The sequence below is a fragment of the Caballeronia sp. M23-90 genome, from assembly GCF_053574605.1.
In genome coordinates this window covers 1-7,533 of sequence record NZ_JBSIPA010000332.1, presented here as the reverse complement: position 1 = coordinate 7,533, position 7,533 = coordinate 1, and the positions used below count along the sequence as shown (strand labels likewise).

Sequence of the window (7,533 nt, the reverse complement as noted above, 5' to 3'; positions counted from 1 at the left end):
TAGCCGCCAGCGATACAGCAGCCGCGCAAGCGGCATCGGCCGCGGCTGCAAAACCAGCCGCTTCCGGCGATAAATTCGACGTCCCGCCCACCGGCGACCTCCGCTACGACACGTTGATCAACGGCGTCATGAACCAGACCGGCACGATCCACTGGATCAATTCGGCGCAACACTACGAGATGGTCGTATCGATTCCATTGCCGTTCGTCGGACCGTTCGTGTATTCGAGCAAGGGTCATATCGACAGCTTCGGCATCGCACCCGAGCAATACTCGGAACAACGCGGCCGCCGCGCCGCCGACATCACCGTCTTCGATCGCAGCACGAAACAACTCGTCTACACGCGCACGCCGAACAGCCAGCCGCTTGTCGACGGCGCGCAGGATCGTTTCAGCGTCGTGATGCAACTTGCGAGCCTCGTACGCGGCTCACCCGATACCTATAAACCCGGCGTCGTGCGCCAGTTCAGCGTCGCGGACAACGACAGCAACGAGCTCTGGCCGATAGAAACCGTCGGCGACGAAAACGTGCAAGCCCGCGACGGCAACGTACAGGCGCGTCATTTCACGCGTCTCGCAAGACGCGACAACGACCGTCGTCGTCTCGACATCTGGCTTGCGCCATCGATTGGATGGCTGCCGGTTCGTATCGTGCAAACCGAGCCCAACGGCTTGCAGATCGAACTGCTTTGGCGCGGCAAGCTCCAGCCGCCTTCGTCCACGCCGGGTGCGGGCACGGCGGATGCGACTCCTGATGTAACACCCGGCGCGCCCGAGCCCGACAAGCCCTGACCCGCAGCATGTTTCATGCAGTCACAACGCATGCAAACGGTTAAAGATTGCAACGGAAGCATCCGTTAAGAAGGTATGCAGACGACTCCAGGCGCGCGGTTGTGCAACCAAGGTTCGATCCCGAACTGAACCCGCATTCCAACGGAGCGAGTATGCATGTGACGATTAACGGTATCGACACGCGTTATGTTGTGAGCAACGAAGGTGGTGGTCCATGGCTGACCCTGGCCCATCATCTTTCAGGCGATTTATCGGTATGGGACCAGATCGCGGGTTACTTCCGCGATGACTACACGGTACTGCGTTACGATCTTCCCGGACATGGTGAAAGCGCCGCGCCCACGGAACCATTGAGCATCGAAGCACTTTCCGGTCATCTTGCCGAGCTGTTGAGCAAGCTGGGCGTGACATCGACGCATCTGGTCGGGCTGTCGGCAGGCGGGATGATTGCGCAGCAGTTCGCAGTCGACCATGCGGACAAGGTGAACACGCTGACCGTTGCAGGCGCTCCGGTTTTCACGACGAGCGAGATGAAGCCGGATTTCGACAAGCGTGCAGCGAACGTGCGGCAAAACGGCACGTCGAGTATCGTGGAAGCTACGGTACAAAGCGTACTGACAGAACGGTTCAGAAAAGCGCATCCTGAAGTGGTCGAACATGTTGGCGAAATGGTTGCACGGACGTCCGTTGAAGGTTTCGCCAAAGTGGCCGAAGCCATCAGGGATTTCGATCTGCGAGGGCGAGTGGCGTCGATTAGTGCGCCCACGCTCGTTGTTGCAGGTGGACATGATGTTGATTTACCGTCGGCGCAGTCCAAAGTGGTGGCGGATTCAATACCCGGTGCAAAATTTGAAATACTTGACGCGGCACATCTGTCCCCGGTAGAAGAAACACAGCGTTTCGTGGCTCTTCTGGAAACATTTTTGCGGGAGAATGTCTAACAAAGGTCCTCGATGGGCTTTCGGAATCAACGTCGAGGCCACCCCTTGAATTCCAACCCAAACGCTCAATGTAAGACGCAGAAACGCCTTACGGGCAAACAGGAATAAGGAGTGTCGCCATGCAGATGATTTACAACAGCCCCAACTATTGCGTAGTCGAGTTCCCGCCGCAGGACAATCATCTCGCCATGAAGGCGGGGGGTTACGAGATCGTGGACAAGACCATGCAGCGCGAAATCTTTATCGACGGAGCGCTTGCCGCACGATTCCGCGAGCATGTTCAGAAGTTGATGCAGGAAGAGCAATCGCTTGAAGACGTCGATGAATTTCTCGGCCAATTCGACATATTGATGAACCAGCCGGTGATCCTTCACTAACGTAGCGCCCCGACTGCGCAGCAAGAACACCCGCGACACCCCTGAAAACCCCGCCATGCAAATGGCGGGGTTTTTTGTTCGCTGCGCGTTTGAAGAAAAGGCCGTTAAAAAGCGTTTGTGCCCTACTACAGATACAATGTCGGGCTATTTAAGCCTGTTTGGAGCCATGTCCATCATGAATCCGTCCCCCGCCCCGAAATCCGCCGCCGAACGCCGCCCCTACACGCGCGGCGCCGTTTTGCCTGCGCTCTTGCAGCAGCGCATTCTTATCCTCGACGGCGCGATGGGCACCATGATCCAGCGCTACAAGCTCGACGAAGCGGCGTATCGCGGAGAACGGTTCGCGGACTATGACCGTGACATCAAGGGCAACAACGAATTGTTGTCGATCACGCAGCCGCATGTGATTCGCGAGATTCATGACCAGTATCTGGCTGCGGGCGCGGACATCGTCGAGACGAACACGTTTGGCGCAACGACCGTGGCCCAGGCCGACTATGGCATGGAGTCGCTTGCCGACGAGATGAACGCGCAATCGGCGAAGCTGGCGCGCGAAGCATGCGACGCATTTTCGACCCCGGACAAGCCGCGCTTTGTCGCCGGCGCGATCGGACCGACGCCCAAGACCGCGAGCATTTCGCCGGACGTGAATGACCCGGCCGCGCGCAACGTCACCTTCGACGAACTGCGCGAGGCCTATTACGCGCAGGCCAAGGCGCTGATGGACGCGGGCTGCGACCTGTTCCTCGTTGAAACGATTTTTGACACGTTGAACGCAAAGGCGGCACTTTTTGCGCTCGATCAGTTGTTTGAAGACACGGGCGAGCTCTTGCCTATCATGATTTCCGGCACGGTCACCGACGCTTCCGGACGGATCTTGTCGGGCCAGACGGTCGAGGCGTTCTGGAATTCGCTGCGCCATGCGCGGCCGTTGACGTTTGGTTTGAACTGCGCATTGGGCGCGGCGCTGATGAGGCCGTACATCGCGGAACTGGCGAAGCTTTGCGATACGTACGTGTCCTGCTATCCGAACGCGGGGTTGCCCAACCCGATGAGCGATACCGGTTTCGATGAAACCCCGGACGTGACGTCGAACCTGCTGAAGGAGTTTGCTCAGGCGGGACTGGTGAACCTGGCTGGCGGATGCTGCGGAACGACGCCGGAACATATCGCGGAAATCGCGAAGGCGCTCGCCGATGTCAAGCCGAGGAAGTGGCCGTCGCATTATCGTGAAGCCGCCTGAAAAGACAACGCAATCAGCGAAGCAATAAAGCAACGTTCAGGGACACCATGACCGATCACACCATGCGCCTTTCCGGCCTCGAGCCGTTCAACGTCACCGACGGTTCGCTCTTCATCAACGTGGGTGAGCGGACCAACGTGACGGGATCGAAGGCGTTCTCACGCATGATCCTCAACAACCAGTTCGACGAGGCGCTCGCCGTCGCGCGGCAACAGGTCGAGAACGGCGCGCAGATCATCGACATCAACATGGACGAAGCCATGCTTGATTCGAAGGCGGCCATGGTGCGCTTCCTGAACCTGATCGCGTCCGAGCCGGACATCTCGCGCGTGCCGATCATGATCGACTCGTCGAAATGGGAGGTGATCGAAGCAGGATTGAAGTGCGTGCAGGGCAAGGCGATCGTGAACTCGATCTCGCTCAAGGAAGGCGAAGAAGCCTTCCGCCATCACGCCACACTGATCCGCCGATACGGCGCCGCAGCCGTCGTCATGGCCTTCGACGAAGACGGCCAGGCCGATACCTACGAACGCAAGACGCAGATCTGCAAGCGCTCGTACGATTTCCTCGTGAACGAAGTCGGCTTTCCGCCTGAAGACATCATCTTCGACCCGAACATCTTCGCGATCGCAACGGGTATTGAAGAGCACAACAACTACGCCGTCGACTTCATCAACGCCACGCGCTGGATCAAGGAAAACCTGCCGTTCGCCAAGATCAGCGGCGGTGTATCGAACGTGTCATTCTCGTTTCGCGGCAACGATCCAGTGCGCGAAGCCATTCATACCGTGTTCCTGTATCACGCAATCCAGGCCGGCATGGACATGGGCATCGTGAACGCGGGGCAGCTCGGCGTGTATGCGGATCTCGATCCCGAACTGCGCGAACGCGTGGAAGACGTAGTGTTGAATCGTCGTGAAGACGGAACGGATCGCCTGCTCGAAATCGCCGACAAATTCAAAACCGGCGCCGCGAAGAAAGAAGAGAACCTGGAATGGCGCAATCAGCCCGTCGATAAACGCCTCGCTCACGCGCTCGTTCATGGCATCACCAACTTCATCGTGGAAGATACGGAGGAAGTTCGTCAGCGCATCGAAGCTGCGGGCGGACGTCCGATCAACGTGATCGAAGGGCCGTTGATGGACGGCATGAATGTCGTCGGCGACCTCTTCGGCGCGGGCAAGATGTTCCTGCCGCAAGTGGTCAAGTCGGCGCGCGTGATGAAGCAGGCCGTGGCGCATTTGATTCCGTACATCGAGGAAGAAAAGAAGCGCATGGCCGATGCCGGCGAGGACGTGCGGCCGAAGGGCAAGATCGTGATCGCGACCGTCAAGGGCGACGTGCACGATATCGGCAAGAACATCGTCTCCGTCGTGCTCCAGTGCAACAACTTCGAAGTGGTCAACATGGGCGTGATGGTGCCCTGCGCGACCATCCTGGCGAAAGCCAAGGAGGAAGGCGCGGACATCATCGGCTTGTCGGGATTGATTACGCCGAGTCTCGAAGAGATGGCTTACGTTGCGTCCGAAATGCAGCGCGACGACTATTTCCGCGGCAAGCAAACGCCGCTGCTGATCGGCGGCGCGACGACTTCGCGCGTGCACACGGCCGTGAAGATCGCGCCGCATTACGATGGCCCCGTGGTTTATGTTCCGGATGCGTCGCGTTCGGTATCGGTGGCGTCAAGCCTGCTTTCCGATGAGGGCGCGACCAAGTATCTCGTCGACCTGAAGACGGACTACGAGCGCATCCGCACGCAGCATGCGAACCGCAAGGCCACGCCTATGGTGACCTACGCCGAAGCACGCGCGAACAAGACGAAGATCGACTGGGCAAGTTACGAGCCGAAGAAACCCACGTTCATCGGGCGGCGCGTCTTCAAGAACTACGATCTGGCGGAGCTGGCGAACTACATCGACTGGGCGCCGTTCTTCCAGACCTGGGATCTGGCCGGACCGTATCCAGCGATCCTGAACGATGAGATCGTGGGCGAATCTGCCCGGCGCGTTTTCTCCGATGGCAAGTCCATGCTCTCGCGCATCATCCAGGGCCGCTGGCTGCAGGCGAACGGCGTGGTCATGCTGCTGCCGGCGAACACGGTGAACGACGACGACATCGAAATCTATACCGACGATACCCGCACGCAAGTCGCCATGACGTGGCGCAATCTGCGTCAGCAAACCGTGCGTCCGATCGTGGACGGCGTGCAGCGCGCGAACCGGTCGCTAGCGGATTTCATCGCGCCGAAGGAATCAGGCGTGAAGGACTACATCGGCATGTTTGCGGTGACGGCGGGCCTGGGCGTCGAGAAAAAGGAAAAGCAGTTCGAGGCCGATAACGACGACTACAGCGCCATCATGCTCAAGGCGCTGGCCGACCGCTTCGCTGAAGCCTTCGCCGAGGCGCTGCACGCGCGGGTGCGTCGTGAATTGTGGGGCTACGCGGCCGGCGAAACGCTCGACAACGCTGCCATGATCGATGAAAAATATCGCGGGATCCGGCCGGCGCCGGGCTATCCGGCGTGCCCGGACCATCTGGTCAAGCAGGACATGTTCGACGTCCTGCAGGCAAACGAGATCGGCATGACGGTGACCGAGTCGCTTGCCATGCTGCCGGCGGCGAGCGTGTCGGGTTTTTACATCGCACATCCGGAAAGTACGTACTTTTCGGTCGGCAAGATCGCGGACGACCAGGTGGAAAGCTTCGCGCAGCGCATGGCGTTATCGAAGAACGACGCCGAGCGCGCCCTCGCTCCGTTGCTCTAGCCTTATACCGGGAATTACAAACGCGCAATTTTGGCGAAGACAGTTACGGTTATTTTGGATTTCCTTACACTGGAACCGTGCGCAGGACCGTCATGGCGGCGGTCACGCACTCTTAAACGTCTCGGAGAAAGTCGAAAATGATCAAGCTGACGCCTGTCCTCGCTGTTGCGGTCGCGGTGCTGTGTACATCGTTGAGTCCGGCCGCTTTTGCGCAGGCCCCAAAGCCTGGTATGGGCGCGAGTTCCAGCACTGCGTCGAGCTACTCGCCGCCAGTCACCGAGCACAAGAAAAAGCCCCGCAAGCCAAAGATGAAGAAGGGCATGGCTATGCCGGCGTCACAGTAAGCAGTCAGCAACAGGCATTGATATGAACAAAAAACCCCGCAGTTGCGGGGTTTTTTATGTGCTGCCTTAATACTCATGCCGCTCGAACGCTGGCCGAAGTCAAACGCCCCAAAGGATGTCGCCGTTCGCCTGATGCGCGAGACGCATCATGTCGAGGAACGGATACGCCCGTTGCGACAGGCCCACGGGGATTTCATGCGGCTCGTGGCCGGCTTCGCCTTCGTGGAAATGGCCGTCGTGTTCGGCGCGTTCCTGTTTGTCGGTGGCGACCGCCGCTTCCAGTTTCTGGATGCAGGCCGGCAATTCCTCGTGCGTGATGACGCCGCGCTCTCCCAGCCGTTTTCCTACGATGCCCAGTAAATAGTCAGCGAGGTTATCGAGCATCTGCACGTCGGGTGCAGCGCTGGTTTTGAATGTGATCAGCATGGCAAGGTCCCTTCCTTTTGTTGTTGGCCTGTTGTTCGGCTAAATGTCTGGCAATGTAATGGGCGATTCAGCGAGTGCGCGGCGACGTCCGGCCAATCAGTCCACAGCGCCAGCGCATTGTTCCAACTCCTGAATCTTTTCCCCGGCTTGACCCTGATTCGACATATTAGCACCTGCTAAAATCCCGAATTAGCTGAGCAAATGTTGCGCCGGATAGCAAACCGCTGGTCTGTCGCTACCGCCGGGAACGGCTGCAGCCATGCCTCCAGACGCGAACATGCGCATGCGCGCGAGGCAGTCCCGACCGACTGCCCGACCTCTGTTTGTCGCGCTTTTTACCCGCGCGTGGATCGAAAATTACCCGCGCGCGGAAACGAACAAACACATCACCGGATCAAGAATCAGCATGCTGCCCGCACAAAAACTTATCCTCGAAACGCTGCTGACCGATGCAGTCAAGCAGGTCGTACAGGCGTCGCAAGGCGCATCGGAAGCGAATTTCGTTACGCCGGCAACTGTGATCGAAAATTACCCGCGCGCGGAAACGAACAAACACATCACCGGATCAAGAATCAGCATGCTGCCCGCACAAAAACTTATCCTCGAAACGCTGCTGACCGATGCAGTCAAGCAGGTCGTACAGGCG

At 58.7% G+C, this 7,533-nt stretch carries 7 protein-coding genes and 1 pseudogene; 7 read left to right on the top strand and 1 reads right to left on the bottom strand.

What is annotated here, in order from left to right; genetic code table 11:
- The 6 genes from ACRXB1_RS25585 to ACRXB1_RS25560 all read left to right on the top strand — a co-directional run.
- Window positions 1-791, top strand: a 791-nt coding sequence (locus ACRXB1_RS25585) for a DUF3108 domain-containing protein (protein ID WP_449493625.1), incomplete at its 5' end; no start/stop codon positions are given.
- A 152-nt stretch (window positions 792-943) separates the two neighbouring features.
- Window positions 944-1,732, top strand: coding sequence for an alpha/beta fold hydrolase (locus ACRXB1_RS25580; RefSeq protein ID WP_449493624.1), 789 nt, complete (start codon window positions 944-946; stop codon window positions 1,730-1,732).
- Window positions 1,733-1,851: 119 nt separating this feature from the next.
- Window positions 1,852-2,109: a BTH_I0359 family protein gene (locus ACRXB1_RS25575; protein ID WP_056358215.1), complete on the top strand. Its 258-nt coding sequence runs from the start codon at window positions 1,852-1,854 to the stop codon at window positions 2,107-2,109.
- Window positions 2,110-2,284: 175 nt separating this feature from the next.
- Entirely contained in the window at window positions 2,285-3,352 is a 1,068-nt protein-coding gene (locus ACRXB1_RS25570; protein ID WP_449493623.1) for a homocysteine S-methyltransferase family protein, read from the top strand.
- Window positions 3,353-3,399: 47 nt separating this feature from the next.
- The gene (gene metH / locus ACRXB1_RS25565; RefSeq protein WP_062168782.1) at window positions 3,400-6,117 is read left to right on the top strand and encodes a methionine synthase; all 2,718 of its coding nucleotides are present in this window, start codon (window positions 3,400-3,402) and stop codon (window positions 6,115-6,117) included.
- Between the two features lie 137 nt (window positions 6,118-6,254).
- Window positions 6,255-6,461, top strand: coding sequence for a hypothetical protein (locus ACRXB1_RS25560; RefSeq protein ID WP_062168780.1), 207 nt, complete (start codon window positions 6,255-6,257; stop codon window positions 6,459-6,461).
- A 99-nt stretch (window positions 6,462-6,560) separates the two neighbouring features.
- Here ACRXB1_RS25560 and ACRXB1_RS25555 read toward each other — a convergent pair whose 3' ends face one another.
- Window positions 6,561-6,887 (bottom strand): DUF1840 domain-containing protein, encoded by a 327-nt coding sequence (locus tag ACRXB1_RS25555; protein ID WP_061998286.1) that lies wholly within the window; start codon window positions 6,885-6,887, stop codon window positions 6,561-6,563.
- Window positions 6,888-7,293: 406 nt separating this feature from the next.
- Between ACRXB1_RS25555 and ACRXB1_RS25550 the strand changes: the two are divergent.
- Window positions 7,294-7,533 (top strand): annotated as a pseudogene (locus ACRXB1_RS25550) (hypothetical protein); the annotation flags it as partial.